The organism is Neorhizobium sp. NPDC001467 (assembly GCF_050275975.1).
GTDB lineage: Bacteria > Pseudomonadota > Alphaproteobacteria > Rhizobiales > Rhizobiaceae > Neorhizobium.
This window is the reverse complement of the sequence record NZ_JBNNPS010000001.1, coordinates 267,618-290,238: the sequence shown is the minus strand read 5'-3', so window position 1 is coordinate 290,238 and position 22,621 is coordinate 267,618. Positions and strand designations below refer to the sequence as shown.

Sequence of the window (22,621 nt, the reverse complement as noted above, 5' to 3'; positions counted from 1 at the left end):
GTGTTTTCGACAGGGTATGGCTGCCGGGAGACGGCCGCACGTTCTGCATCAAAAACTGCAATACCTTCCCGCCGAAGAAGACCGCAAGGGTCGCATTCCTTTCTTAGCCCGCGCGCCAAGTATTCTTTCCCGCAGCCTTTGCGCGGTAAAGCCCGTTATCGGCGCGCGATAGCGGCTCCTTCAGCCCTTCGGGCCATCCTGGATACCAGACCGTGCCGATGCTGCAGCCGACATTGACCTCGGCGTAACCGAGAAGCATCCTTGCCGCCATCAGCTCGATGATGCGGCTGCTGATGGCATCCATCAGCGCCTCGTCGGCATCCACCAGCACCACCAGGAATTCATCGCCGCCGGTGCGGCAGACGAGATCGCTGTCGCGCACCGCGGCCTTCAGCCGTCGGGCGGTTTCGATCAGCACCTCGTCGCCCGCCTCATGGCCGTGGCTGTCGTTGACCTGCTTGAAACCGTCGAGGTCGATCGCCAGCACACCGCAGGCCTTGTCCTTGCGAACGAGCCTGAAGGCCGCATCCAGCCCGCGTCGGTTGAGCAGCCCGGTCAGGCTGTCGCGATGCGCCTGCTCCTGCGTCAGCCGCAACTGCTCGCGTTCGCGGGAAATGTCGAAAGCGACGCCGACGATCTTGATCGGGCGGCCGTCCTCGTCGCGCAAGAGCTTGCGCTCGCAACGCATCCAGCGTTCGCCGGTTATCGTTCGCAACCGGTATTCCGCCGTCTCCCGATCGGTATGGCCCGCCACCAGCCGTTCAAAGCCGGCGCCGGCCCGGTCGTCGGCCGGCATGCGCTGGATATAGCCGGACAGGTCGAACGGCACCGGACCCGGACCGACGATGAAGGTTTTCAGGCCATCGGATATGCGAAAATCGCTTTTGCCGATGTCGAAATGCCAGAAACCGCCGCTGACCGCGTCCATGGCGACCGCAAGCTGCGCGTTGATCTCGCTCATCGCCCGCTGCGCCTGTCTCTGCTCGGTCAGGTCGACGATCTGCGAAATGAAGCGGACGATCTCGCCGGCTTCGTTGCGCATGGCGGTGACGGACAGGTTGGTTTCGGTAATGCTACCATCGGGCCGCAGATAGCGCTTGTCGATCTTGTAGCTGTCGCGCTGGCCCGCCAGCACCTGCCGGAACAGGAAAAGGTCGGCATCGACATCGTCGGGATGGGTGATGGAACCGAAGCCGATGCCGGTCACCTCTTCCACGCTGCGCCCCAGCATGTCGGCAAAGCTGCGATTGGCTCGCAGGATGAACCCGGACGTATCGACCAGCGCAAGCCCGATCGGGGAGTTGCGGAAGGCGTTGTCGAACAGGGCCTGGCTTTCTTCGGCCTGGTGGCGAAGATCGGTCTGCGGGTTGATATCGGTGACATGCACGAGAACGCCGCGAACGCGTCCGTCATGTGCGATATCGGGCAGGTACTGCGCGTGCACGTGACGCTTTTCGCCGCGCGCCATCAGATCGTAATCGAACGAAACCGGCGTGCCGGCGCGCGCCGTCTCCAGCCGCTCGCGGATGGCGGCGTAATTGTCGGGTCCCACCACTTCGCGCGCGCTTTTGCCGATAGCCGTGCTGCGGTCGATATCGCGCAGGTCGGCATAGGTCTTGTTGGCATAGAGCAGTTTCAGATCGGCATCCAGGTATCCGACCAGCGCCGGCAGCGTGTCGAGAATATGCGCCGCATCCGGGGCATTCGTGTGCGCGTCCGTCTGCACACCGGCATCATTGCGATTTGACCGACCGGCCATATGTCAACCTCGCTCCACCGGCGGCAAGGACCGGCATCGTCGTCATCGGGCGATTACACACCGACCTGATGGGAATTTCGTTAACACCGTCAACGGCACGACCTTGCCACCCGTTCCCGCCGCGTCCTTGCCAGTGGCGCCTTGCGTCCCCGTTCAAGGATAGTATGGTCCGCTTCGAAATTCCAACTCGCAAACATGGATTGACGACATGGTGGCCTTCAAGACACTCGACGACCTCTCCGACATCGCCGGCAAGCGCGTTCTCGTGCGCGTCGACCTCAACGTGCCGATGGCGGATGGCAGGGTCAGCGACAGGACCCGCATCGAACGCGTTGCTCCGACCATTCTGGAACTGGCGCAAAAGGGCGCCAAGGTCATCCTGCTTGCGCATTTCGGCCGCCCGAAAGGCGAACCGGTCGCCGATATGTCGCTGTCGCTGATCGTGTCGGCCGTCGATGACGTCTTGGGCCGGAAAATTCACTTCGCCAAGGATTGCATCGGCAATCAGGCTGCCGACGCGATTTCGGCAATGAAGGAAGGCGACATCCTGCTTCTGGAAAATACTCGCTTCCACAAGGGTGAGGAAAAGAACGACCCGGCCTTTACCGCGGCACTTGCGGAAAATGGCGACATCTTCGTCAACGACGCGTTTTCCGCCGCCCACCGTGCCCATTCCTCCACCGAGGGCCTTGCCCACCACCTGCCGGCCTTTGCCGGCCGCACGATGCAGGCGGAGCTCGAAGCCCTTCAGGCGGGTCTTGGCAATCCGGTGCGCCCCACCGTCGCCATTGTCGGCGGCGCAAAAGTGTCGACCAAGATCGATCTGCTGCAGAACCTGGTGAAGAAGGTGGATGCGCTCGTCATCGGCGGCGGCATGGCCAACACGTTCCTGGCCGCACAGGGCATCGATGTCGGCAAGTCGCTGTGCGAACACGATCTCGGCGAAACGGCCAAGGCGATCATGGCGGAAGCGCAAGCGGCCGGCTGCGTCATTGTCCTGCCCGTCGATGCCGTCGTTGCCCGCGAGTTCAAGGCCAATGCCGCCAGCGAAACCGTGCCGGTCGACGCCATCCCCGCCGATGCCATGGCGCTCGATGTCGGTCCAAAGACCGTGGACGCCGTCAGCGAATGGATCGGCAAGGCGAAAACGCTGGTATGGAACGGCCCGCTTGGCGCTTTCGAGATCGCTCCCTTCGATACCGCAACGGTGGCGGCAGCCAAGGTTGCCGCAGAACGCACCAAGGCCCGCGCGCTGACCTCGGTCGCCGGCGGCGGCGATACGGTGGCCGCTCTCAACCATGCCGGTGTCGCTGACGACTTCACCTATGTGTCGACCGCCGGCGGCGCGTTCCTGGAATGGATGGAAGGCAAGATTCTGCCAGGCGTCGAGGTGCTCAGGCGGGACTGACAGGAGCGGACGGACCTCCCTTCGTCCCCAAAATCATTTTTAATCCTTAGGGCGGGAGCGAACCGAATGGTCGCTCCCGCTTTTCAACAAGCGCTTTTAAAAAATTTGCATTCTTTAAAACGATTGAAATAATTTCAATCGTTTCAGGCTATTAGACGCTTGTTCTTTGCGCCCTATTCTTCTGCTAAGGCCAAAATATCAGCTTGCATCAGCCCCTGGGAGACAGACATGACCGAACGCCTTGAAGACATTGCCGTGAAGATGGTTGCGGATGAAAAAGGGCTGTTGGCCGCCGACGAGTCGACATCGACGATCAAGAAGCGTTTCGACACCATTAATCTCGAATCGACCGAGACAAGCCGCCGCGACTATCGCGAAATGCTGTTCCGCACCGACGCGGCGATGCGCAACTGTATCTCCGGCGTCATCCTCTATGAAGAGACGCTGTTCCAGAAGGCTGCCGATGGCACGCCCTTCGTCGATCTGATCAAGGCGGCCGGCTCTCTTGCAGGTATCAAGGTGGATATCGGTGCGAAGCCGATGGCCGGCCATCCGGGAGAAACCGTCACCGAGGGGCTGGACGGTCTGCGTGAGCGTCTCGCCAACTATTACAAGGCCGGTGCGCGGTTTGCCAAATGGCGCGGCGTCATCGCCATCAACACGGCCGAGAACCTGCCGACATTGAGCTCCGTCAAGGCCAATTCGCAGGCGCTCGCCCGCTACGCCGCGCTTTGCCAGGAAGCCGGCATCGTGCCGATCGTCGAGCCGGAAGTGCTGATGGACGGCAAGCCGGGTGATCACTCGATCGACGTTTGCGCGGCCGTCACCGAAAACGTGCTGCGCATCGTCTTCAACGACCTTTATGACGCCCGCGTCAAACTTGAGGGCATGATCCTCAAGCCGAACATGATCATCGACGGCAAGAACGCCCGCAAGGCTTCGATCGAGGAAGTGGCCGAAAAGACCGTCCGTGTTCTCAAGGCCACCGTTCCTGCCGCCGTGCCGGGCATCGCCTTCCTGTCGGGCGGTCAGTCCACCGAGGAAGCGACGGCGCATCTGTCGGCCATGGTGGCCGGCTACGACATGCCTTGGAAACTGACCTATTCCTATGGCCGCGCGCTGCAGGAAACGGCGCTGAAGGCCTGGGCCGGCCGTCCGGAAAACGTTGCCGCCGGCCAGCGGGCCTTCCAGCACCGTGCCGAGATGAACACGCTGGCCGCCAAGGGCACATGGAAGCGCGATCTCGAAAAGGCTGCCTGATCGCGACATAAGTTTCCCGGGAGAGGAAAACTGCATGGAAGCCGCCCGGCAACGGGCGGCTTTCGTGCGTCTGGAGCAGGCCGCGCCGGCCCCCGCCCCGCCGTCAGCCGGTTACCACTTGTAGGTCAGGCTGCCGACGATCGTGCGCCCTTCGCCATAGAAGCAGCCGAAATTGCAGCTTGCGGCATAACGCTTGTCGGCAAGGTTCTGGACGGCCAGCGACGCCTTGATATTGTTCTTCTCGAAGGAAACCGAGGCATCGAACACCGTGGCGTCCGGCAGCTTGATCGTGTTGGTGTTGTTGCCGAAACGCTCGCCAATATAACGCGCGCCCGCACCGAGCTTCAGGCCTTCAAGTGCCGTTTCCTCCTGGAACGTGTAGCCGAGCCAGACGGCCGCCGAATGTTCGGGGATATTGGCCAGCTGATTGCCCGTGGTCAGGATGGAGGTGGACGTGACGCTGTCGAACTCGAAACCACCGGTGGTGATCTGCGTGTCGCTATAGGTGTAGCTGGCAAGCAGATCCAAGCCCTCCGCAAGGCTGGTCGTGGCCTCAAGCTCGAAGCCGCGCGATTCGGCTTCGCCGACCTGCTGCGTGACGCGGGCGCCGCTCGCATCGCGAACGGTGCCGGTAATGTTGGTCTTCGTCAGCTGATAGACACTGGCCGTGAAGATGCTGTTCCAGCCTTCCGGCTGAAACTTCAGACCCGCTTCGATCATTTCGCCTTCTGAAGCGTCGAGCAATTCACCGGTCGTGGTGTTGGCGCCGGGCTGTGGATTGAACGACGTAGAATAGCTGATGTAGGGCGCCAGACCATTGTCGAAGAGATAGAGCGCCGCGGCTCGAACGGTCAGCGCATGATCTTTGTTGCGCGTGATCGTGGTGGTGTTTCTGCCGCCGTCGAAAACATTGCCGCGGATGTCGGACCAGTCCTGACGGAGACCGAATGTAAGACGCAACCTGTCGATGGAGATCTGGTCCTGCGCATAGAGGCCGATCTGCTGCAGGCGATGATCCATGTAGTCCGTCAACGCTGCATTGTAACTGATGGGCGAGCCATAGACCGGGTTGAACACGTCGATCGACCCGACGCTGTCGAACAGAGACGCGCGGTCCTGCGTGTAATAACGGTAATCCAAGCCGAAGATCGCAGTGTGCTCAAGCGCGCCTGTGTCGAATTTCGCTTCGATCTGGTTGTCGATGCCAAAGCTGTCGGTGTTTTCCGACTGTACGCTCACACCCCGGTTGACGGTGCGCAGATCAGCACCCAACGACGAGTAATACAGATTGTTGTAATCCGCGTCGAAAGAGAGGTACTGCGCGTTCTGTCGGAACTCGAAGGTCTCGTTGAACCGATGCCGGAACTCGTAGCCCAGCGTTCCCAACAGGCTCTTGTTGTCGTTGAAATCGGGTTCGCCGATATATCGCGAAACCGGCAGGATGCCGTTGGGATTGAAATCCAGCGTTCCTGCCTGCGGAAGGCCGAGCGGCGAGGTGCCGGTATCGCGCTGAAGCGAGCCGAGAAGCGTCAGCGACGTATCCTCGTCCGGCGCCCAGGTGAAGGACGGCGCGAGGTAGAAGCGATCGTCGCTGGTGAAATCCTGCTGGCCGTCCGCTTTGCGACCAAGCGTGGTGATGCGATAGGAAACGGTGTCATCGTAGACATCGCCGGCATCGAGCTTGATCTGGTAGCGGTCGTTATTGCCGAATTCGACGCCGACTTCGCCAAACTTCTCGAAGGTCGGGCGTTTGGCGACGAGATTGATGATGCCGCCCGGCTCACCCTGGCCGTAAAGAACCGAGGTCGGCCCCTTGATGACGTCGATGCGTTCCTGGCCGTAGGGCTCGAACGAAAGCGCGCCGAAATCGCGGATAAATCGGAAGGAATTGATGTAGATGCTGTCCACGGCTTCGAAACCGCGCAGGAGCGGATTGAAATAGCGTGCGTCATTGCCGAACGGTGCGGCTACGACGCCGGCGGTGTAACCCAGCGCTTCGCCGAGATTCTGCACGCCGCGATCCTCGAGCTGCTGCGTGGTGATCACCGAAATCGACTGCGGGGTTTCGATCAGCGGCGTTGTCGTCTTGGTGGCAGACACGCTCTGCGTCGCGACATAGCCGTCCACCGGGCCGCTGGCTGCCGCGTTCTTCTCCTTGGCGGACGTACCGGAAGCACCCTCGACCACGATCGTTTCAAGGACGGTTCCCTGCTGATCCTGCGCACGGGCCGCTGCCACAAGCACGAGACAAGAAACGGAAACGCCGAGAAGAAACTTCAGGGAAAGCGATCGCGTCATGAATGAAGAACCCCACATTATTGCTGGGGTGCTTATGTCAGGAGAAAGTCGAGAGGAAAACTCCTGTTTGCCCCGCAGCTTTCATGCGCGCCGGCATTGTCGGCTCTTGTGTCTCGGGAGCCACATCGACCCGCCTTGAAAGTGCAGAATCATGAATTCTCAAGTGAAGTCCCGCGCCAGCAGCGTGATTGACCATAGCACCAGGGCCAGCACGGCAAGCTTCCAGAAATCACCGCGGCGCCTCAGCCCCGTAAGGCCGAGCGGTTTGATGATCTGGATCAGCATGGCGGCCAGCAGAAGCAATCCGATCATCTTCGTCATGGGCACCCGCTGCATTTTCGCGCGTCCGCCATAGGCTGGACATTTTTTCGATCGACCACAGATAGGCTGAGGAGGCAGGATTCGAAAGACTTTCTTCGTCCCTGCGCGATTACACTCCACCTTCGATTCGCTGCCCGCCCTCCCTGCCCGGTCGGGTGTGCTGACACACCTAATTACGGTCGAACATACGCATGAGACGCAATCTTCTGCCTGTCCTCGCCCTTCTTTCCGGCACGCTTTTCCTCTTCTTCGGCAACGGCCTGCAAGGTCTTCTGCTGCCGCTGCGCGGCTCGCTGGAAGGCTATTCAAATGAAGCGCTCGGATTTCTGGGCACGTCCTGGGCCGCGGGTTTCGTTATCGGCTGTTTCGTGGCGCCGAATGTCGTTCGCCGCATCGGCCATGTGCGCGCCTTTTCCGGCTTTCTCGGCCTGATCTGCCTGAACGTTCTCCTGATCGGCATCCTTGTCGACCAGACGGCTTGGCTGATGCTGCGCGCCATTACCGGCTTTTGCACCGCCGGCACCTCGATGATCATCGAAAGCTGGCTCAACGAGCGCGCCACCAACGAAAGCCGCGGCGCGATCTTTTCCTTCTATATCGCCATCACCCTGTTCGGCGTGGTCGGCGGTCAGATGATGGTGATGTTCGCAGACGTTTCGACGCCCTTCCTGTTCATGCTTTGCGGCATTCTCTATTGCGTCGCGCAATTGCCGACGACGCTCTCCAAGGCCGCCTCGCCGCAGCCGCTTAAACGAGTCAGGCTGGACTTGCCCAGCCTTTACAGCCATTCGCCGATCGCCTTTGCCGGCATTCTGCTGATCGGGATTGCCAATGGCGCCTATGGCACGCTCGGCGCGGTGTTCGGCGCGCGCGCCGGGCTTGACCAGACCTCGATTGCTGCCATGGTTTCGATAACCATCTTCGCGGGCGCGATCATGCAGTTTCCGGCCGGCAGGCTGTCGGACCGCATGGATCGTCGCTACGTTCTGGCTGGCCTGTCGGCCGCTGCAGCCCTTGCAGGTCTGGTCATGTTTGTCGTGCAGCCAACCCATGTCATGGCGATCCTGATCCTCGTCGCCATTTACGGCGCCATGGCCAACGCGCTCTACCCGATCGCCGTTGCCCATGCCAACGACTTCGCCGCGCCGGAGGACTTCGTCAAGGTATCCGGCGGCCTGCTGCTGCTTTACGGTATCGGCACGATCATCGGTCCGACGCTTGGCGGGCCGGTAATGTCGGCGCTTGGACCGCATGCCCTGTTTGCCGTCACCGCCGGGGCGCATATCGCGGTCACGGTCTATGCGATCATCCGCAGCCGCATCCGTGCCGCCGTCCCCGTCGAAGAGCGCGACAGTTATACCACCGCCCCGGCCGCCAATGCCCTGCTCGGCACGCCGGAGGGCCTCGCCCTCGACCCGCGCGCTGCACCCGGCGTTGCCGAGACCGGCACGGACAATGCCGACGAACAGCGCCGCGCCGCGACCTGAGCCGGATGCAAACGGGAGGACAGCATGACCGACGGTAACGACGAGCGACCCGGGAAACCGGCAGCTCACGAGATCGGAGAGGATCTTTCCAGCCTTTCTGTCGACGAACTCGACAGGCGCGTGACGCTGCTGCGCGAGGAAATTTCCCGGCTGGAAGCAGAAAAATCGGCTAAGACCAAAGGCCGGGCGGCTGCCGAAAGCCTGTTCAAGTCCTAAAACAAGCGTCCCCGCCGACGTTGAAAATAATTGACGGGAACAATATCGAACGCGCCGGCCTTAACCGCCTGTTAAGCATTTTCGTTCATTACTGTGGTCATCCAGTTCTTCTGGTGTCAGACGGTTTGCCATCGCGGTGAAAGGGTCTGATTTTCTCCCTGTTTTACCTTGAGAGCCGCCTTTGCGGCTCTTTTTTTGTGTTATGTGCAGCTATCCTGTGGGAATTAACCGTTCCTTAAGAATTGGCTTGCGGATTTGAGCTATCAGTACCATCTTGATGCGGAAGACAGACGACGGCGGAACCTTTGGGCTGCCTTCGTCATTGCCTGATCAAGTTGATGCGTTAGCAGGATGAATCCCATGTCAGAACAGGTATTGAATACCGTCAGTTTCGCAGGCCGCGCGGCATCGTCGTCGCAGTTCAAGGCTCTGTATACTGAAGGCATGTCGCTGGTCGAAGAGACCGCGGCCTACCTGGATGGCACCGGCCGCGCGGCATCGAAGGTTCTGCCGCGCATGGCATCGGTGCTTTATGCGGCCGAATCCATGCGGCTGACCACGCGGCTGATGCAGATGGCCTCCTGGCTTCTGCTGCAGCGCGCGGTCAACAACGGCGAGATGAGCCGCGATCAGGTGATTTCCGAAAAGAGCAAGGTTCGCCTCGACGGCTTCAACGTCGATCGCAACGCTCCGGGCTGGAATGATCTTCCGGAAGGTTTCCGTGATCTGGTCGAGCGTTCGCTGCGCCTGCAGAACCGTATCGCCCTGCTCGATCGCGAGATCTACCGTCCCGGCGAAGCCAAGCTTCCCGACAACGAAAACGGCGTGCGCGCCCAGCTGAACCTGCTGAGCACCGCGTTTTCGAACTGATCTCTTCTACGCATCAAAAGCACAAATTTTTCAAAGCGGGCCTCGGCCCGCTTTTTTTTGTTTTGAGGGCCGGAAGCGTCGCGTTAAGCGCATACCGGCCAGGCTTGCCGAAAACGCAGCTTTCGCCTATATTTCTGGAGCAGGAGACAGAGCAAACGCCCTGCCTCCCGTCTCTTAGATCAGGAATTGGACCCGCACCTTAGCCTGCCAGCCCGTGCGGGTTTTCCTTATCGTCAGAGTGATACTAAATGGAATGAACCACATAGATCATCTCCAGTTCAGCAGCGAGGCCTTCGCCAGCGCATCGACCCGAAAATCTGATGATTTTTGGAAAGTACGATGCGCAGTCTCTGAAGTGCTACAGCGTCCTTAGTGCGCCAAATATGGCGCACGGCGCTGTAGAAGCCGGAGCGGCCCATCCTCCCCGGTGCGCCCTGGCAATGCGCATCTGCTTTTGCTGCGGAAGATGAACCGACAATCAATCACAATTTGAAGTTGTGCTCAAACATGATTGCTTGGCAACGGCATGTTCGCCCGCCCCAAATGCAAAAAAGCCCGGCTTGCGCCAGGCTTCTTGAATTCAAGTAACAAGCAGGAATTAGAGGCCGAGGCCGCCGAAACGCTTGTTGAACTTGGAAACGCGGCCGCCACGGTCCAGCATCTGCTGGTTGCCGCCGGTCCAGGCCGGGTGCGACTTGGGGTCGATTTCGAGGTTCATGACCTGACCTTCCGAACCCCAGGTCGAGCGGGTTTCGTATTCGGTGCCGTCGGTCATGACGACCTTGATCGTGTGGTAGTCGGGATGGATGCTGGCCTTCATGACACTCTTCCTGATAGAGGGCTCATTTGTCACGTTGAAGCGCCGAGCCCTAGTCAATAAATGAAGCCAGACACCGGCTTGGTGCTGGCTTCCCAATTTGATGCGGAGCCTATACAGGAAGGTCGGCGAGAGTACAAGTGCCCGCATGAAATCGCCGGCACGTGCCGTAGAAGAGGACCACCGTGGCCGATATCCAGGAAAACCAGACCAAAACCCGCCGTTCACCGCAGCCCCTGATGCGCCTGATGCCGCATGTGCTGCGATACCGGGGCATGGTCTGCGCGGCCATCCTGTTCCTGACCCTTGCCGCCGTGACCACGCTGACCCTGCCGCTCGCGGTCCGCCGCATGATCGACCACGGTTTTGCGGAGGCCAATGGCGGGTTCGTCAACAACTATTTCGCGATGATGCTGATCCTGGCCGCCGTTCTCGCGCTCGCCAGCGCCATGCGCTACTATTACGTCATCACCATCGGCGAGCGCGTGGTCGCCGATATCCGCCGCGAGGTGTTTGCCCGTATCACCGCGCTTTCGCCCTCCTTCTTCGACATCAACCAGTCCGGCGAACTGGTGTCGCGCCTCACCGCCGATACGACGCAGATCAAGTCTGCCTTCGGGTCTTCGGCCTCGCAGGCGCTGCGCAATCTCATCCTCTGTCTCGGGGCGATGGTGATGATGATCTATACCAGCCCTGCCCTGTCCGGCATGGTTCTGGGCGCCATTCCGCTGATCGTCTTTCCGCTGGTCGCCTTCGGCCGTTCCGTACGCCGACGCTCGCGCGCCGCGCAGGACAGGCTCGCCGAAACTTCTGCCTTCGCCTCCGAGACGATCGGTGCCGTGCGTACCATCCAGGCCTTCAACGGTCAGCAGGATGCCGATCGCCGCTACGGCGCCACGGTCGAATTCGCCTATGAAGCCGCCCGCAAGGCGATCCGTTCGCGCGCGCTTTTGACCGGCATCGGCATTCTCCTGGTATTCGGCAGCATTGTCGGTGTCCTGTGGTATGGCGCCCAGAATGTGCTGGCTGGCACGATGAGCGCCGGTACGCTTGGCCAGTTCGTGCTTTACGCGGTGCTTCTGGCCAGCTCGCTTGGCCAGCTGTCGGAAGTGTGGGGCGATCTTTCCCAGGCCGGCGGTGCCGCCGAACGGCTGATGGAACTGCTGCACGAAGTGCCGGCCATCCGCGATCCGGCCGAGCCTGTCGCACTCCCTTCACCCGCACGCGGCGACGTGGAGTTCGACAATGTCTCCTTCGCCTATCCGAGCCGCGTCAGCGCCGTCACCGTGAACGGCCTGTCGCTCAAGGTGAAGGCGGGCGAGACGGTCGCGATCGTCGGCCCGTCGGGTGCCGGCAAGAGCACCATCCTGTCGCTGCTGCTGCGCTATTACGATCCGGTGGCCGGCGCCGTGAAGCTCGATGGCGTCGATATCAAGCAGGCACGGCTTGCGGACCTGCGCGCGCGCCTCGCGATCGTGCCGCAGGACGTGACCATTTTCGCCGCCTCGATCCACGACAACATCGCTTTCGGAAAGCCGAACGCCACGCGCGAGGATGTGCGTGCCGCAGCCATTGCCGCGCAGGCGGACGGTTTCATCAGCGCTCTCGACAAGGGTTACGACACGCTTGCCGGCGAGCGTGGCATCACCCTTTCCGGCGGCCAACGTCAGCGCATCGCGATTGCACGCGCCATTTTGAAGGATGCGCCGGTTCTGCTGCTTGACGAAGCAACCTCAGCGCTCGACGCCGAAAGCGAAACGCTGGTGCAAAAGGCGCTGGACGGGCTGATGACGGATCGCACCACGATCGTGATCGCCCACCGCCTCGCCACCGTCCTGAAAGCCGATCGCATCGTCGTCATGGAAAACGGCCATATCGTCGAACAGGGCACCCATCACAGCCTCGCCGCCGATGACGGGCTCTACGCCAAACTGGCACGCCTGCAATTCGACCGTGGCATGGAACGTTCGAACGGCCTCACCCATTAAGCGATACGACCCGGGCGCGGCCGGGCAAGCGTGCGCGACATTGCGCCGGACCCGGCGCGCTTTGATCTCAACAAGGCCTGAAGCGTTTCGACCGTATGGACGTCACAGATCACCTGCAGCGCGACCGGGCCTCGCTTCCCCTTGATGCCCTTCTCGATGAGGTCCAGTACCGCACCCTTCTCTATTTCTGGGAGGGCGCCCACCCGCAAACCGGCCTGCCTTTCGAAAAGCGCGGTGCCGATGGCGAGATGGTTACCGATGCGGTGGCCTTAAGCGGCGTCGGTTTCGGCCTGATGGCGCTTCTGGTCGGGACCGAACGCGGCTGGATATCGCGGGACCAGTCGCTTGCGCGCACCGCCCTCATCGTCGACAGCCTCTTTCGCGCGCCACGCTTTCACGGCGCGTTTTCGCATCTCATCCACGGCACGACCTGCGACGTCCTGCCGTTTTCGCAAAGGGATGACGGCGGCGACCTCGTGGAAACAACGCTGCTGATGCAGGGGCTGATCTGCGCGCGCGAGTATTTTGCCGGAGATGGCGAGGCCGAGACCGAACTGCGTGCGGGCATAACCCGGCTCTACGACGAGACCGATTGGCGCTGGTATACGCGCGGCGATGACGACGGGCCGCTCTACTGGCACTGGAGCGACGGCCAGGACTGGATCATGAACCTGCCGATCACCGGCTGGAACGAGGCGCTGTGCGCCTATATTCTGGCCGCCGGCTCGAACACGCATCCGATCGACCCGCAAAACTACCATGCCGGCTGGACGCGACATGGCGCGTTCGTCAATGGCGAGACCTATCACGGCACACGGCTTCCCTTCGGGGAACCGCTTGGCGGACCGCTGTTCCTCTCACAATATGCCTTCTGCGCGCTGGATCCGCGCGGACTGGAGGACCGCTACGGCGACTACTGGGAACAGGCGGTGGCGCATGCACGCATCAACCACGATTATTGCCTCACCGTGCCCGCCTACAGGACGGCTGGCGTCTGGGGCCTGACCGCCTCGGAAATCCCGCACGGCTATGCCGCCAATTCGCCGACCCATGATGCCGGCGCAGTTGCCCCGACGGCTGCGCTTTCCAGCTTTCCCTTTCTGCCGCGCGAGGCGGAAAAGTCTCTGCGCGCTTTCATGGCTTTCGGCAATGGCAGGCTATTCGGCCCGCACGGTTTCGTGGACGCCTTCATGCCGGCGGGCGGCTGGACCGCACCGCATTGCATCGTCATCGATCAGGGGCCGATCGTCGCGATGATCGAGAACTTTCGCACCGGCCTGTTGTGGAACCTGTTCATGCAGGCGCCGGAAGTGCGGCGCGGGCTGAACAGACTGGAGTTCCAGGTGGGCAACCAGCATTCGGGGTGAAGGGCGATTAACGAGCGGCCCAGCGCTTTCAGGTAGCCAAAACATCAGGCCGCAACGGGGTGCTGGCGGAACCATGTTTCGATCGTGGTGGCGCCAATCAGCGTCTCGCCCTTCGGCACCAAGGCTGTGCCCGAGACCGGCAGACCGAAATAACCGGTGTCGGCATCGGTTTCGACCGGACGGGCATCATCGATCCTTTTCAGGAAACCGCCAACAATCGCCTCGAAGGAAGCTCGATCCGGGCCGGCCAGATCGATGGTGCCGTTCACGGGCAAGGACAGCGCGGCCTTGGCAAGGGCAGCGGCGACATCATCGGCGGCGACCGGCTGGAACAGCGCGTCCGGCAGACGCACCACGCCATCGACCATATGGCCATCGGCAATGGTGGCGACGAATTCGTAAAACTGCGTGGCGCGCAGGATCGTATAGGGCAGACCCGATGCCTTGATGGCGTTTTCCTGCGCCACCTTGCCATTGAGATAACCGTTCGGCCCCTCGCCAGTGATCCCAACAATCGACAGCGTCACATGATGGCGAACCTTTGCGGCCTTTTCGGCAGCAATCAGGTGTCTGGCCGAGGTCTCGAAGAAGTTGCGCACCTCCTTGCCATCGAAGGAGGCGATGTTGGAGACGTCGATCACCGCATCGGTGCCGGTCATCGCTTCCACCAGCCCTTCGCCGGTCAAGGCATTGATGCCCGTGCGCGGCGAGGCCGCAATCACTTCATGGCCACCGTCGCGCAGCAGGGCAACGAGTTTCGAACCGATCAGGCCGGTTCCGCCGATAACGACGATCTTTTCCGGAATGCTCATGGGATCTCTCCTTGAAAAAAAGCCTGTACCGTTCCGGTCAGGGTGAGAGAAACCTACCCGCAGCAGAGGCGGTTCGCCGTTCGGCGATTGCGGCGACTATCGCAATCTTGCGGTCGGATAGCCCCTTGCCTTCACCGATCACCTGTCACACTCTCGATAACGGGCAAAGGGGAACGGGAGGCAGCACGTTGAGCACGGCAACACGCCTTTCGGCACAGCGCGCGCCCTTGCCCGCAACGCCTGCCCCCGACATCCACGATGCCCCGGCAGCCATCGGCGATATTCTCGACCAGCCGCCTGCCCTTGCCGACAGTGTCCTGCGCGGCGGCACGCGTATGACGAAACGCTGGAGCCACGGCGAATTCCACGCTCACCTGCCCGGCATGCAGACCCATGTGCTGATGACCTATTACGGTGCCGCACAGGAAAGCAGCTGGCGGCAGGGCGCGCGACGCATGAGCGCCCGTACGCGGCCGGGCTCGATGACGCTGATCCCGGAAGGTCAGGACGGGCGCTGGGACGTGGAAGGCCCGATCGAAGTCAGCCACGTCTATCTGTCAGACGAACGCCTGCAATCCTCGGCCGACGTGCTGGCCAAGGGCCGCCATATCGAACTGATCGGCCGCATATGTTTCGAGGATCTTTCCGCCGCCGGCATTCTGGAACTGCTGAGCCGTGAGGCCGCGCAAGACGACACGTCGTCATCGCTCTTCGTCGAACAGGCGATCGATCTTCTCTGCACCCAGCTGGTGCGCGCCCATTCCGCCCATGCCTCGCTAACACTGCCGACCGTGCGCAAGGGGCTGGCCGACTGGCAGGTGAAACGCGTGACGAACTACATGCAGGATTATATCGACCGGGAAATCCGTCTGGATGAACTGGCGGCGCTGGTCGGCATGAGCCGTTTTCATTTTTGCACCGCCTTTCGCCTCGCCACCAGCCAGACGCCGCATGAATGGCTGACGGCGCTGCGCATCACGCAGGCCCGCCACATGCTGGCAACGACCGATCTGCCGGTGACGGCCGTGGCCCTTGCCGTCGGTTACCAGACGCCATCATCCTTCGCGGCCAGCTTCCGCAAGCTGACCGGCACGACGCCGACGATATTTCGCAAGGAGATTTAACCCTCACCGCTCCGTCAGCTTCAGCTCGATACGCCTGTTTTGCGAGCGCACCTCCAACGTGTCGCCCTCGGCGATCGGCTGGAACTCGCCAAAACCGGCGGCGACCAATCGGTTGGCGGGCACGCCCTTGGTGATCAGGTATTTGACCACCGATGTGGCGCGCGCCGAGGAAAGCTCCCAATTGTCGCGATAGCGGCCGGTACCGGAAAGCGGTGCGTTGTCCGTATGCCCGTCGACCCGCAGCACCCAATTGATTTCTGCCGGAATTTCCTGGGCCAGTTCCAGCAGTGCTGAGGCCAGCTTGTCCATTTCCACGCGGCCCGCATCGTCCAGTTCGTTGCCGCCGACCGGAAACAGCACTTCCGACTGGAAGACGAATCGGTCGCCGACGATGCGAATGTTTTCGCGGTCGGACAGGATTTCCCGCAACCGGCCGAAGAAGTCGGAGCGGTAGCGGTTGAGTTCCTGCACACGCTGCGCCAGCGCCACGTTGAGACGGCGGCCGAGATCGGCGATACGTGCCTGCGACGACTGGTCCTTGGCTTCGGATGCCTGCAAGGCGCCTTCCACCGCCGCGATCTGCGCGCGCAAAGCGGCGATCTGCTGGTTCAGCAGTTCGATCTGGCTGGCGGCCCGGGCGGAAATTTGCCTTTCCTGCGTCAGCTCGTCGGTCAGGGCACCGACACGGGCATTGACGGCATCGCCGGCACCGGCACCGCGATCAAGCAGCGATTGCAGCCGCGAGCGCTCGCTTTCCGAGGTAGTAAGCGAGGATTGCAGGTTGGCCAAAGTGTCTTCCAGATCGGTCTTGCCGCTCTTTTCCAGCGCCAGCAGTTCCGTCAGTTCGGAAATCTGGCTGTTAAGGCGGTTCAGCACCTCGTCACGACCGGAAATTTCGCGCGACAAAATGAACTGCGCGAGAACGAAGACCGTGAGCAGGAACATGATGGCGAGGAGCAGCGTCGACAGTGCGTCGACGAACCCCGGCCAGTAATCGACGCCACGATCGCCGCGACGGTGTCTGCCGAGCGCCATCGCTTATTTGTCCCCGCTTTTGTCGGAGAACGTCCTGCCGGACGCCACCTTTTCGGCGCCGAGCTTTTCGCTCAGGCGGTCGAGGGACTTGCGCATGGCTTTGGATTCCTCCTGCTGCGCCTCGATCCAGTCGCGCAGCATCTGCTGTTCGCTGCGCATGTTCTTGACCAGTCCCTGAATGCCTTCGGCGAGATTGGCCATGGCGGAGAGCGAGCGTTCGGCCTGCGGTCCGCCCTGTGCCTGCGCCTGCGCGGTCGCCAGTCTCTGCAACTGTTCCGTCAGCGCCCGCAACTCGTCCGCGGAAGCGGTCGCAGCCGGCGCGACGCCCGGCACCAGGGCATGGCCGTGACCGTCATCGGTGACGGAAGACAGCCAGTTTTCCAATTCCGTATAGAACCGGTTCTGGGCGCGGCCGGCCTGCAGATCGAGAAAACCGAGAACCAGCGAGCCGGAAAGACCGAGCAGCGAGGACGAGAAGGCGGTGCCCATGCCGGAGAGCGGGGCGGTCAAGCCGCTTTTGAGCGCCGCCAGAATGTCGTTATTGTTGCCGGATGCCGGATCGAGACCCTGAATGACATCGCTGATCGAGCCGATCGTGCCGATCAGACCCCAGAATGTCCCCAAAAGACCGAGAAAGACAAGAAGGCCGATCAGATAGCGCGAGGTGTCACGCTTCTCGTCGAGCCGCGTGCCGATCGAATCGAGGATGGATTGCAACGTCGCGGTCGACAGCGCCACCTTGCGGCGACGGCCGAGCAGCGCGCGCATCGGCGCCAGAAGCCGGGGCTCGCTTCCGACCTTGTCGGCACTGCCGGCAGCGCGGAAGGAATTGAACCAGCGGACTTCCGGGATCAGCGACACGATCTGCGCGTAGACCAGGAAGATGCCGATCAGAAGAACGCCGAGTATCACGCCGTTGAGCCCCGGGTTGGTCATGAAGGCGTGCTGGGCCTGCCGGAAGAGGATGGCGGCAAGGAAGCCGACGATGATCAGGAAGATCGTCATCGTCCACAGAAAGGGGATCGGGTTGGAAAGCTTGTGGCCGTAATCGCGCGGAGCCTGTTGCGAAACGTCCACATCCCCCAAAGAGTCATTCGTCATAAAACAGCCTCCGCATATCTTGAACGAAGGCTATTTTAAAATTGCGACGAATTGAAGTGCCGAAGCACCGGAAAAGCATGGGGATTTTACCCGAACCCGACAAAGCGTCGGGTGACGGGTCTTACCGTCGGCCGCTATTCAGCGGTTCGGAACAGGGCGGTTGGACACCTCGAGCAGCGCCTTCTGGATCAGCTCGTTGCCGGCAACCACCGTCTTGGTTTCGAACATGTTCTGGCCGCCCTTCATGTCGGAGGCAAAACCGCCCGCTTCCTTGATGAGGATGAGACCGGCCGCCATGTCCCAGGCATTGAGATCGGCTTCCCAGAAACCGTCGAGGCGGCCGGCGGCGACATAGGCGAGGTCGAGTGCGGCAGCACCCATGCGGCGCACGCCCGCCACTTCCCCCATCACATGCCGCAATTCGACGAGGAATTTGCCGTGATTGCCGCGGCCCAGATGCGGCACGCCGCAACCGATGACGCAATCGGACAGAACGCGGCGCGCAGCAACGCGCAGACGACGGTCGTTCAAGAACGCACCACCGCCCTTTTCGGCGGTAAACAGTTCATCCGTCGCCGGGTTGAAGATGACGCCGGCAACGATTTCGCCATTGCGTTCGAGCGCGATCGAGGTGGCAAATTGCGGAATGCCGTGCAGGAAGTTGGTCGTGCCGTCGAGCGGATCGACGATCCAGCGATGCGCGCCGTCGGTGCCCTTTTCCTCGCCGCCTTCCTCGCCAAGGAAACCGTAGGTCGGGCGAGACTTCATCAGTTCGTCATGGACGATCTTTTCCGCCTTGAAATCGGCCTGCGAGACGAAATCGCCCGGTCCCTTGACGGAAACCTGAAGGTTCTGCACCTCGCCGAAATCGCGGGTAAGCGATTTGCCCGCCTTGACGGCAGCCTGAACCATGACGTTGAGAAGGGCGGAGCGTGCCATGCGGGATATCCTCGGGATTTGCCCCGCGCAGTCTTTTGACGGGGCGCCTTATTTGTCAGTTTGTCGTGATGTGCGGCTTCATGACCATAAAACCGCGCCAAATTCAAGTGAGGCGCGACATCGTTGACGCTTGCCAGCTCTCCTCGCCTTTGCGACAAGCGCCGGACCGGAGCCGCGGGCCCACCGCTTGAGCGCGCCACATCGCCAGCAGGAGTTAAGAAATTGCCCATCGCATTGCCGCTGTTCGTCAGCCTTGGCCTGCTGATCACCATGAGCTCACTTTCGATCGGCCTTGTCGTCGCACTGCCGCCGGGCACGCAGCTGCCGATCCATTTCACCCTTTCGGGCGAGCCGACCAGTTTCGCATCGGCAGGGATTGCTCTTTCGCTTCTGCCCGCGGCGGCAGCACTCGCCACGCTGCTGTTTGCCATCGGACCGAAGATCGACGGCCGTATCGCGGCCATCCAGGGTCGCTACCTGGCGATCTGGCTCGGCACTGTCTTCGTTCTGGCGCTCGCCCATGGCGTCATCATCCGCGGCGCGCTGTTTGCCTTGAAGGCCTCGCTCGGCTGATCAGCTGCGGCGGAACCGGTTGGCGGCCTCGACCGCCTTTTTCTGGATTTCCTCGTTGATCCCCAGATAGAAATCCTCAAGCACGGGATCGGGCAGCCCGGCGCGGCGCGACAGAACATACCACTTGGCGGCTTCCACCGGATCGGGCCGGGTGCCCAGCGCGTTGATATAGAGATGCGCCAGCTTGTTCTGCGCCACCACATTGCCGCGCACCGCCGCCACCCTCAGCCAGGTGAAGCCCTCGTCGAAATCACGCTCGCCGCCGACGCCGTTCACCAGCCAGATGCCCATGTCGAGCTGGGCCGTATCGAAACCGGCCTTGGCGGCGCGTTCCAGGAACTCGCGCGCCCGACGGGTCTTTTCCGGCGGCAGGTCCTTGATCGCCACGTAAAGCTGCGAGACGGCATATTGCGCGTCCGCCAGCCCCTGCACCGCCGCCTTTTCATAGAAAGGCAGCGCCAGTTTCAGGCCCTTTTCGCCGGGGTTCTGCGAAATCAGGATCTGGCCCCAGTTGAACTGCGCCGAGGAATTGCCGGCCTCGGCGGCCTTGCGCATGTATTCGTCGGCCTTGGCCTTGTCGTGTTTGACACCGCGGCCGGAGATCAGCATCAGCGCATACTGGAACATCGCTGCGGGATCACCGCCTTCGGCGGCACGCCCGAACCAGAAGGCTGCCGAATTGATATCCTGCTTGATGCCTTGCCCGCGCAGCGTCATTTCGGCCACCAGGGTCTGCGATGCGGCATCGCCCTTTTCCGCTTTCGGCAGAGCTATCGACAGCGCCGTCACGTAAAGACCGCGCTGATAGGCGCCGTAAGCCTCGTCGATCTTGCCCTTGAACGGCTTTTCCGGCGGCAGGTCGGGCAGAGCGGTGCCCATGCGCTGATAAAGCGTGATGCCGCTCGAGGGAATGTCGCCGCCCGCGCCATTGCTTCCGGCATCGCGGGCGCCCTGGAACGACTGCGTATCCGTGTCGATCGGACGCGAGACGGCGCGCGGTGCCGCCTTCGACTGCTGCGCCTGGACAACAACCGGCACGAGCGCCGACACGATCGCCATGGCGGGCATGATTTTTCGGATCACGGATATTTTGCGGGCGCGGCTCATGGAACCCATCAAGCGTCAAACCGTGGCGCTTTTTCGTCCAACAGCGCGTTGATTTGCGCGACGGCCGTGCGCGGGCCTTCGGGATGCGAAAACACGGCCAGCCGCATGGCCACGAATTCGGCGCCGGCCTCCGCCACCACAAGTGCGGAAGACACATCGGTGCCGCCCATCACGATGCAGGGAATTTCCACCATTGCCGCCCACCATTCGCCGAGCGCAACGTTTTTCGGATGCGCCTCGGGCTTGATGTCGCCTTCGAGCTTGCCGAAGAAAATGTAATCGGGACGCAGTTCCCCGACTTCGAGCGCCTTGTGGCGGTCGGCCGCCGCACCGGCGCCGACCATCAGCTTCGGCGTGAATTTCTCGATTGCCTCACCGAGTTCTTCCAGCGAACCGGCCATATGCAGGCCATCGGCCTTGGCGCGACCGGCGACCCGTGTGTCGCCGCAGATCATCGCCGCCGCCCCGGCATCCTGAATGATCGGCACCAGCTTTTCCGCCCGGGCCTGGAAGGCCTGCTCGGCGAGATCGTATTGCGGCACGATGACGGAGGCGACATCGCCGCCCTCAAGCGCTGCGGAAAGCTGCTCGGCCAGCATCGCGTCCTCCGCCAGGTCGGGCAGGATCAGCACGAGGCGGCAGCGGTCATTCAGTGCGGACATGGGTGTTTCCATTCTTGACGATTGCGGGGCGAACCGTTTGCAGGAGAAGCGCCCTCGCCCATGATGGCCTTTATGCTCCATATCTGGTTCACAAAGGATGTTGCGGAAATGTAAGACTTGCGCATCGTCGCCTTAAACCCTGACGGTTTTGCGGGTCGATGCGGTTTTGGCAATTGCGATAGACCGGAGCGGCACAAGGATCAACTGCGCTTGATGTTTCTTCCCTCGTTCGATTTCTTTCTGGCAGCCGTTCCGGCTGTCGTTCTCGTCGGCCTTTCCAAGGGCGGTCTCGGTGGCGCCCTGGCGCTGATGGGCGTGCCGTTAATGGCGCTGGTGGTCGGACCCGTCGAGGCGGCAGCGATCTTCCTTCCCATTCTCATCATGATGGATCTGGTGGCGTTGTGGGCCTGGCGCAAGCACAATGACCGCAGGACGCTGATGATGATACTGCCGGGCGGCATTGTCGGCATCGCGCTCGGCTGGGCAACCTCCGCCATGGTCTCGGCCGATGCACTGCGTGTCGTCATCGCCCTTGCCACCATCCTGTTTGCGCTACGCTATTTCCACCAGAAATGGAGAAAACCCGACGCTCGCGACACGCCGCCAGCGCCGCATCGTCCGGCGGCCGCAGGCTTCTGGGGCATGCTGTCGGGCTATGCCAGTTTCGTCGCGCATGCCGGCGGCCCGCCGTTCCAGATCTACGTCATGCCGATGCGGCTCGATCCGCGCGCCTATACCGGCGCAAGCGTGCGCTTCTTTGCTTTGGTCAACGCCGTGAAGGTCGTCCCCTATGTCGCGCTCGGTGCCTTCGACGGCCGCAACCTGACGGCGTCGGCGACGCTTCTGCCGGTCGCCTTCCTCGCAACCATGGCCGGCGCCGCACTGGTGCGACGCATGCGCATCGAGCTGTTTTACCCGTTGATGTATGCGCTGGCGCTGGCCGCTGGCCTCAAGCTGCTCTGGGACGGGCTGGCGTGAGCGGAAAACGCGCGTGAAGGCGGCTTCGCCCAAGATCGTCTCGACCGTGGTCGCGTTTCAAGGGCGGCGTTCAGGTAAGACTTCACGCCCATGAACAGACACTGTAGCGAATGCCCGCCAAGCCGTTGTAAATGCTTCGCTATATCTCAAACTAAAGAGCCGCCGCTGCGACCCCCTCGTTTTGGGTGATCGGGCGACGGCTCGAAACTCGTTACTGGCAAGACAGGATCAGTGACGCGTGGAACCTTTCAGACGTTCCAGCTCATCCTTGATACGCAGTTTGCGCCTTTTCAGGTCGGCGATCTCCTGATCGTCGGTGGAGGGAGACGCAAGAACACTCTGAAGTTCATCCTCAAGAACCTCGTGTTTCTTCTCTAGCGATGCAATATGAGCCTGCACGGTCATGTGGCATATCCTTCCTAATGAACCCGCCTCCAGCCATCCAATCGGTTGGAGGCTTCAGGTTTACGAAGGAAGTGTGACACGATCAAACTGCGAT

General features: G+C 61.6%; 21 protein-coding genes. 10 read left to right on the top strand and 11 right to left on the bottom strand.

What is annotated here, in order from left to right; translation table 11 throughout:
• Positions 1 to 103: 103 nt before the first annotated feature.
• On the bottom strand, positions 104 to 1,759 hold the full coding sequence (locus ACQKKX_RS01410) for a diguanylate cyclase (protein WP_427568083.1): 1,656 nt from the start codon (positions 1,757 to 1,759) through the stop codon (positions 104 to 106).
• 211 nt (positions 1,760 to 1,970) lie between these two features.
• On the opposite strand from ACQKKX_RS01410, the gene ACQKKX_RS01405 reads away from it, so the two are divergent.
• Positions 1,971 to 3,167 carry a phosphoglycerate kinase gene (locus ACQKKX_RS01405; RefSeq protein ID WP_427569321.1) on the top strand — a complete coding sequence of 399 codons (1,197 nt, stop codon included), beginning with the start codon at positions 1,971 to 1,973 and terminating at the stop codon, positions 3,165 to 3,167.
• A gap of 228 nt (positions 3,168 to 3,395) precedes the next feature.
• On the top strand, positions 3,396 to 4,427 hold the full coding sequence (locus ACQKKX_RS01400; protein WP_427568081.1) for a class I fructose-bisphosphate aldolase: 1,032 nt from the start codon (positions 3,396 to 3,398) through the stop codon (positions 4,425 to 4,427).
• Positions 4,428 to 4,538: 111 nt separating this feature from the next.
• Here the strand turns inward: ACQKKX_RS01400 and ACQKKX_RS01395 are convergent, their stop codons facing one another.
• Together ACQKKX_RS01395 and ACQKKX_RS01390 are read right to left on the bottom strand one after the other, a co-directional pair.
• Entirely contained in the window at positions 4,539 to 6,725 is a 2,187-nt protein-coding gene (locus tag ACQKKX_RS01395; RefSeq protein ID WP_427568079.1) for a TonB-dependent siderophore receptor, read from the bottom strand.
• 159 nt (positions 6,726 to 6,884) lie between these two features.
• Positions 6,885 to 7,046, bottom strand: coding sequence for a hypothetical protein (locus ACQKKX_RS01390; RefSeq protein WP_427568077.1), 162 nt, complete (start codon positions 7,044 to 7,046; stop codon positions 6,885 to 6,887).
• A 191-nt stretch (positions 7,047 to 7,237) separates the two neighbouring features.
• Here ACQKKX_RS01390 and ACQKKX_RS01385 point away from each other — a divergent pair, with 191 nt between their 5' ends.
• From ACQKKX_RS01385 to ACQKKX_RS01375, 3 genes are all read left to right on the top strand, one after another.
• Positions 7,238 to 8,533 carry an MFS transporter gene (locus ACQKKX_RS01385; RefSeq protein ID WP_427568075.1) on the top strand — a complete coding sequence of 432 codons (1,296 nt, stop codon included), beginning with the start codon at positions 7,238 to 7,240 and terminating at the stop codon, positions 8,531 to 8,533.
• A gap of 24 nt (positions 8,534 to 8,557) precedes the next feature.
• Positions 8,558 to 8,749, top strand: a complete 192-nt coding sequence (locus ACQKKX_RS01380; protein WP_427568073.1) for a DUF1192 domain-containing protein — start codon at positions 8,558 to 8,560, stop codon at positions 8,747 to 8,749.
• Positions 8,750 to 9,109: 360 nt separating this feature from the next.
• Positions 9,110 to 9,619 carry a DUF1465 family protein gene (locus ACQKKX_RS01375; RefSeq protein WP_427568071.1) on the top strand — a complete coding sequence of 170 codons (510 nt, stop codon included), beginning with the start codon at positions 9,110 to 9,112 and terminating at the stop codon, positions 9,617 to 9,619.
• Positions 9,620 to 10,217: 598 nt separating this feature from the next.
• Here the strand turns inward: ACQKKX_RS01375 and rpmE are convergent.
• Positions 10,218 to 10,439, bottom strand: coding sequence for a 50S ribosomal protein L31 (rpmE, locus tag ACQKKX_RS01370; protein WP_112729431.1), 222 nt, complete (start codon positions 10,437 to 10,439; stop codon positions 10,218 to 10,220).
• A gap of 236 nt (positions 10,440 to 10,675) precedes the next feature.
• On the opposite strand from rpmE, the gene ACQKKX_RS01365 reads away from it, so the two are divergent.
• Together ACQKKX_RS01365 and ACQKKX_RS01360 are read left to right on the top strand one after the other, a co-directional pair.
• A complete protein-coding gene (locus ACQKKX_RS01365; RefSeq protein ID WP_427569320.1) occupies positions 10,676 to 12,424 on the top strand; it encodes an ABC transporter transmembrane domain-containing protein in 1,749 nt (582 codons plus the stop codon).
• Positions 12,425 to 12,519: 95 nt separating this feature from the next.
• Entirely contained in the window at positions 12,520 to 13,791 is a 1,272-nt protein-coding gene (locus tag ACQKKX_RS01360) for a glucoamylase family protein (RefSeq protein WP_427568069.1), read from the top strand.
• Positions 13,792 to 13,835: 44 nt separating this feature from the next.
• On the opposite strand, the gene ACQKKX_RS01355 is transcribed toward ACQKKX_RS01360, so the two are convergent.
• The gene (locus ACQKKX_RS01355) at positions 13,836 to 14,603 is read right to left on the bottom strand and encodes an SDR family oxidoreductase (protein WP_427568067.1); all 768 of its coding nucleotides are present in this window, start codon (positions 14,601 to 14,603) and stop codon (positions 13,836 to 13,838) included.
• 188 nt (positions 14,604 to 14,791) lie between these two features.
• Between ACQKKX_RS01355 and ACQKKX_RS01350 the strand changes: the two genes are divergently transcribed.
• Positions 14,792 to 15,727 (top strand): helix-turn-helix domain-containing protein, encoded by a 936-nt coding sequence (locus ACQKKX_RS01350; protein ID WP_427568065.1) that lies wholly within the window; start codon positions 14,792 to 14,794, stop codon positions 15,725 to 15,727.
• A 3-nt stretch (positions 15,728 to 15,730) separates the two neighbouring features.
• Here the strand turns inward: ACQKKX_RS01350 and ACQKKX_RS01345 are convergent, their stop codons facing one another.
• From ACQKKX_RS01345 to ACQKKX_RS01335, 3 genes are all read right to left on the bottom strand, one after another.
• Positions 15,731 to 16,762, bottom strand: a complete 1,032-nt coding sequence (locus tag ACQKKX_RS01345) for a peptidoglycan -binding protein (RefSeq protein ID WP_427568063.1) — start codon at positions 16,760 to 16,762, stop codon at positions 15,731 to 15,733.
• Positions 16,763 to 16,765: 3 nt separating this feature from the next.
• Complete coding sequence (locus tag ACQKKX_RS01340) at positions 16,766 to 17,863, bottom strand: flagellar motor protein MotA (RefSeq protein WP_427568061.1); 1,098 nt, start codon at positions 17,861 to 17,863, stop codon at positions 16,766 to 16,768.
• A gap of 138 nt (positions 17,864 to 18,001) precedes the next feature.
• Positions 18,002 to 18,802, bottom strand: coding sequence for an inositol monophosphatase family protein (locus tag ACQKKX_RS01335; protein WP_427568059.1), 801 nt, complete (start codon positions 18,800 to 18,802; stop codon positions 18,002 to 18,004).
• Positions 18,803 to 19,024: 222 nt separating this feature from the next.
• Between ACQKKX_RS01335 and ACQKKX_RS01330 the strand changes: the two genes are divergently transcribed.
• Positions 19,025 to 19,375 (top strand): hypothetical protein, encoded by a 351-nt coding sequence (locus tag ACQKKX_RS01330; RefSeq protein WP_427568057.1) that lies wholly within the window; start codon positions 19,025 to 19,027, stop codon positions 19,373 to 19,375.
• Here the strand turns inward: ACQKKX_RS01330 and ACQKKX_RS01325 are convergent, their stop codons facing one another.
• Together ACQKKX_RS01325 and ACQKKX_RS01320 are read right to left on the bottom strand one after the other, a co-directional pair.
• Positions 19,376 to 20,482: a tetratricopeptide repeat protein gene (locus ACQKKX_RS01325; protein WP_427568055.1), complete on the bottom strand. Its 1,107-nt coding sequence runs from the start codon at positions 20,480 to 20,482 to the stop codon at positions 19,376 to 19,378.
• A gap of 8 nt (positions 20,483 to 20,490) precedes the next feature.
• Entirely contained in the window at positions 20,491 to 21,144 is a 654-nt protein-coding gene (locus tag ACQKKX_RS01320) for a thiamine phosphate synthase (protein ID WP_427568053.1), read from the bottom strand.
• A gap of 213 nt (positions 21,145 to 21,357) precedes the next feature.
• Here ACQKKX_RS01320 and ACQKKX_RS01315 point away from each other — a divergent pair, with 213 nt between their 5' ends.
• The gene (locus ACQKKX_RS01315; RefSeq protein ID WP_427569319.1) at positions 21,358 to 22,122 is read left to right on the top strand and encodes a sulfite exporter TauE/SafE family protein; all 765 of its coding nucleotides are present in this window, start codon (positions 21,358 to 21,360) and stop codon (positions 22,120 to 22,122) included.
• A gap of 228 nt (positions 22,123 to 22,350) precedes the next feature.
• Here the strand turns inward: ACQKKX_RS01315 and ACQKKX_RS01310 are convergent, their stop codons facing one another.
• Positions 22,351 to 22,527 (bottom strand): YdcH family protein, encoded by a 177-nt coding sequence (locus ACQKKX_RS01310; RefSeq protein ID WP_427568051.1) that lies wholly within the window; start codon positions 22,525 to 22,527, stop codon positions 22,351 to 22,353.
• Positions 22,528 to 22,621 lie beyond the last annotated feature (94 nt).

Excerpts from the sequence above, each read along its gene's own strand:
- ACQKKX_RS01325 (WP_427568055.1), bottom strand. The coding sequence starts at position 20,482 with ATGAGCCGCGCCCGCAAAATATCCGTGATCCGAAAAATCATGCCCGCC.
- ACQKKX_RS01375 (WP_427568071.1), top strand. The coding sequence starts at position 9,110 with ATGTCAGAACAGGTATTGAATACCGTCAGTTTCGCAGGCCGCGCGGCA.
- ACQKKX_RS01400 (WP_427568081.1), top strand. The coding sequence starts at position 3,396 with ATGACCGAACGCCTTGAAGACATTGCCGTGAAGATGGTTGCGGATGAA.
- ACQKKX_RS01395 (WP_427568079.1), bottom strand. The coding sequence starts at position 6,725 with ATGACGCGATCGCTTTCCCTGAAGTTTCTTCTCGGCGTTTCCGTTTCT.
- ACQKKX_RS01380 (WP_427568073.1), top strand. The coding sequence starts at position 8,558 with ATGACCGACGGTAACGACGAGCGACCCGGGAAACCGGCAGCTCACGAG.
- ACQKKX_RS01340 (WP_427568061.1), bottom strand. The coding sequence starts at position 17,863 with ATGACGAATGACTCTTTGGGGGATGTGGACGTTTCGCAACAGGCTCCG.
- ACQKKX_RS01345 (WP_427568063.1), bottom strand. The coding sequence starts at position 16,762 with ATGGCGCTCGGCAGACACCGTCGCGGCGATCGTGGCGTCGATTACTGG.
- ACQKKX_RS01385 (WP_427568075.1), top strand. The coding sequence starts at position 7,238 with ATGAGACGCAATCTTCTGCCTGTCCTCGCCCTTCTTTCCGGCACGCTT.
- rpmE (WP_112729431.1), bottom strand. The coding sequence starts at position 10,439 with ATGAAGGCCAGCATCCATCCCGACTACCACACGATCAAGGTCGTCATG.
- ACQKKX_RS01410 (WP_427568083.1), bottom strand. The coding sequence starts at position 1,759 with ATGGCCGGTCGGTCAAATCGCAATGATGCCGGTGTGCAGACGGACGCG.
- ACQKKX_RS01310 (WP_427568051.1), bottom strand. The coding sequence starts at position 22,527 with ATGACCGTGCAGGCTCATATTGCATCGCTAGAGAAGAAACACGAGGTT.
- ACQKKX_RS01335 (WP_427568059.1), bottom strand. The coding sequence starts at position 18,802 with ATGGCACGCTCCGCCCTTCTCAACGTCATGGTTCAGGCTGCCGTCAAG.
- ACQKKX_RS01355 (WP_427568067.1), bottom strand. The coding sequence starts at position 14,603 with ATGAGCATTCCGGAAAAGATCGTCGTTATCGGCGGAACCGGCCTGATC.
- ACQKKX_RS01320 (WP_427568053.1), bottom strand. The coding sequence starts at position 21,144 with ATGTCCGCACTGAATGACCGCTGCCGCCTCGTGCTGATCCTGCCCGAC.
- ACQKKX_RS01365 (WP_427569320.1), top strand. The coding sequence starts at position 10,676 with ATGCGCCTGATGCCGCATGTGCTGCGATACCGGGGCATGGTCTGCGCG.
- ACQKKX_RS01390 (WP_427568077.1), bottom strand. The coding sequence starts at position 7,046 with ATGACGAAGATGATCGGATTGCTTCTGCTGGCCGCCATGCTGATCCAG.
- ACQKKX_RS01360 (WP_427568069.1), top strand. The coding sequence starts at position 12,520 with ATGGACGTCACAGATCACCTGCAGCGCGACCGGGCCTCGCTTCCCCTT.
- ACQKKX_RS01315 (WP_427569319.1), top strand. The coding sequence starts at position 21,358 with ATGTTTCTTCCCTCGTTCGATTTCTTTCTGGCAGCCGTTCCGGCTGTC.